The organism is Paenibacillus sp. P4_A7, from assembly GCF_056402455.1.
Window position 1 is genome coordinate 1 of the sequence record NZ_JBFUHJ010000566.1, and the last position, 3,196, is coordinate 3,196.

Consider the following 3,196-nt stretch of genomic DNA (forward strand, 5'->3'; position numbering starts at 1 on the left):
CTGTAATCAATACTTTTACCTCCATTATATTTTAATAGTTAGGTTGAAAATATTGACATCTGCGCATAGTTCAGTCCCTTCATATTTGAAGTAGTTTCATTATACAAGAAGTTATAGGCTTCATCTACGCTTAATCCCCCAAAAGCCCACTTATCAATGCCGCTTCAACCTTTTTCATTATTTTCTGATTTACCAATATTTATAATATGGCTCACCGTAATATATCCAAACAGAAAGTGAAGTTTGACAACAAAATATACATTAGCATATAAAGTCAAAACCATTCCTAAAGAATGGATTGGATTTCTATCGTTTTCTTTACCTCAATGCAAGAAGCTAGTATGCAAGCAAGTCCAAATTTTTTTCAATTTCGATGTCAATAGCAAGACCCCACCCTTCGGGAATATTAGGTTTATTTATTAGATGGAGCATGGTCGCTACATCAGCAATCTTTGAATAGATATACCATTCTTTAGGTAAAGGTTCTTTTGCCTTACTGTTATAGCCTTCAAAAAAAGCGGAGATGGTTTCTGTACCAATATAACTTTCGACATTAGTTCTTGTCCTAAAAAATTTACCTATATCATAAAACACAGGTGCAGAAAAACTATACTCATAATCTATAAAACAGGTTTGCAACGAAGGGGTAACAATGATATTAGAAAAAATGAAATCACCATGAGAAAAAACATGTTTTGAAGCAACTTTTTTTAATGAATCTGCATTGCAGTTAATATAATGGAGGAATTTCTCTTTTGTTGAAGGTTTAATGTGTGTACCAGCAAATMCATTAAAAAGAGTGTGATACTGGCTCGTTATAGGTTCAAAATTTTCTTTAATACGTAAATTTTCATCAAGTAGTGCCATATGCGTGTATTCAGTTTGATGTAGCAATGCCAGAGAACTGCTAATACTGCGAACAACACTGTTAGGAAATCCATTGTTCTCGGTAATAAATTCTCCAAGAGTCAAACCTTCAATAAATTCCATGATTATGTAGGAGTTAGGAATTATTTGTTTGCTATTGTCAGAGAAATAAATCTCGGGGACTCGTATCATTGTTCTCGCATAGTTATACGCTGCGATTTCAAGTTGGCTGTGGTCATTGTTAAGTGGATAAATCCTTAACACATACTTTTTCGTATTGCCTTCTAGCTGTACAACATAATTGCTTGTACTCATACCCCTAGTTAACGGAGCAATGCTGTTAATGATTGCTTTTCGATTAAACGTTGTAACTAATGATTCTAACGTATCAGAGGCTAGGGTTTGAAATTCAAATAGTCTTTCATCTTTACCCAACTCTCTGCAACCTCCTTTTATTGCTAGATTGATGCCTTATGGCTTTATATTGTACGAGCTGGCCTGGGAAACCGAGTGGAGATCGTAGATTTCTTTTTTAATAATGAAATAAGAAAAACAAATCTATAATCACCTTAAAACCTATAGATGAGAACCTAAATACGAGCAATCTTCCGTTTCTCAATCTTATTTAGAGCCGGCTTATACACCCAGTAGATCAGCTCTGTTAAATTCACAATCCCTAACCCACGTTCCTCCTCTAAGAAGTACGTATTTGATCCCATATCACAATTCAAGCGAACCCCATCAAAGTAGATCCGTTCCACAGGGGTATGACCATGAACAACAGGTTTGTTTTGGGTCACGGTTAAAATGGCGTCCTTCCGAATGCTATAAAAATCCGACTCCGACATCCAAAGAATATCTCTGCTCTGCTTATGCAGTGACTCATGTGAATTTAAGCCAGCGTGAGTATAAACAAACTCGTAATCCTCGAAATACAGGGGTAAAGAAACCGCCCATTCAATATGGGCTTGCCGCTCCACCTCGTCAGAGAACGTCTTATTGAAACTTTCAATGGTTTCGTGACCACTTTTAATATTCTCCCTTACTTATACCTACTTAATATTTCTTCTGGAATATGACAATAATCATTTGGACATCTAGCTAATCTATCTTGATGTTCTTCTGCACTTCTCACATAGTTTGTGAGAGGTAATACTTCAACAACTATAAGGTCATAATCATTTCTCTCACTAAGAAACGACTTCGCCTCTTTTAAGTGTTCAGGCTTTTCACTATATACTCCTGTTCTGTATTTCTCGCCAACATCCTGTCCTTGTTTATTCAAACTGTATGGATCAATGATTTCAAATAAATATCCCATTAATACGCTGATCGTTACAACTGTCGGATCAAATCCTGTTTTTACACATTCGGCGTACCCATCATAATCACCCTCAAGTGTATGACTTGTTCCATTAGCTCTTCCTGCTTCTGTAAACTTAACTCCAGGTAAAGTTTTTATAAAAGCTTGTACTCCCCATAAACATCCACCTGCAAAATATACTACTTCCATATTGACTCTCCTCATCGTTTAAAAATCCCAAAAATCCATCACAAGTAAATAGGAGAAAAAACTGTAGTTACTAAGTCTACTACACATTAAAATAATGACAAATTTTCTTATTCCACATTATGGCCCGATTGTTGAACACAAATTAAACAACACTGTTCAACTAAACTGCCCGTTAGCTCAATGAGGCTGCTGTTTCATTGCGAAATTCATTCGTGTAAGCTTTGGAAAGGCAAAGACTTATTTTTTTCTCTTCATTATCAATAATATAACGTAGGAAGTTAACAGTAGTGTGCTTATTGTAACGAGTATGTTCCCTACATCTTTTCTAATTAAACCGATGACAAATGCAAGGATACCACTTGAAACCAATATATAGATTATTTCAATCACTCTTCTGGGTGCATTGATACTTTTAATAATCCGGTACAGGACAAAAAATATTAATCCACAATAAAATGAAAAAAGAATAATAAACATTGATTTCTCCTTTTCACTTCTTTTTAAATGTAAACGTGTATTAAACTACCCGTTAGCTTAAAATTGCCACTTGAGTCGAGAAAGCTTCTGTTATACTTCCATTTTTAGGTGTTACCTAAAACTCTCCTGCTGCATCACAGATCATGAATGTTAATCCATTCTTTCATGGTAGTTAGTTTAATGATCTGTCCAGAATTAATATTCATTCAGTGAAATTTTACGTCCATTCGAGTAAAGTCCTTCAATAACTCCTCTACACAAAATGAAATGAAATGTGTCACATCACTGTCACTAATATATTCATTATTAATCTTGGGATCATTGTCCTTAGAATAGAGC

At 35.0% G+C, this 3,196-nt stretch carries 3 protein-coding genes; all 3 read right to left on the reverse strand.

Annotated elements, in window-relative coordinates; translation table 11 throughout:
• Positions 1-336: 336 nt before the first annotated feature.
• A complete protein-coding gene (locus AC1DWN_RS31045) occupies positions 337-1,302 on the reverse strand; it encodes a phosphotransferase family protein (RefSeq protein ID WP_477562716.1) in 966 nt (321 codons plus the stop codon).
• Between the two features lie 155 nt (positions 1,303-1,457).
• Positions 1,458-1,847, reverse strand: coding sequence for a hypothetical protein (locus tag AC1DWN_RS31050; RefSeq protein ID WP_477562717.1), 390 nt, complete (start codon positions 1,845-1,847; stop codon positions 1,458-1,460).
• A 62-nt stretch (positions 1,848-1,909) separates the two neighbouring features.
• Positions 1,910-2,380: a peptide-methionine (S)-S-oxide reductase gene (locus tag AC1DWN_RS31055; RefSeq protein ID WP_477562718.1), complete on the reverse strand. Its 471-nt coding sequence runs from the start codon at positions 2,378-2,380 to the stop codon at positions 1,910-1,912.
• Positions 2,381-3,196 lie beyond the last annotated feature (816 nt).

Bases quoted from the DNA above. Each gene is read 5' to 3' on its own strand.
- AC1DWN_RS31055 (WP_477562718.1), bottom strand. From the start codon at position 2,380: ATGGAAGTAGTATATTTTGCAGGTGGATGTTTATGGGGAGTACAAGCT.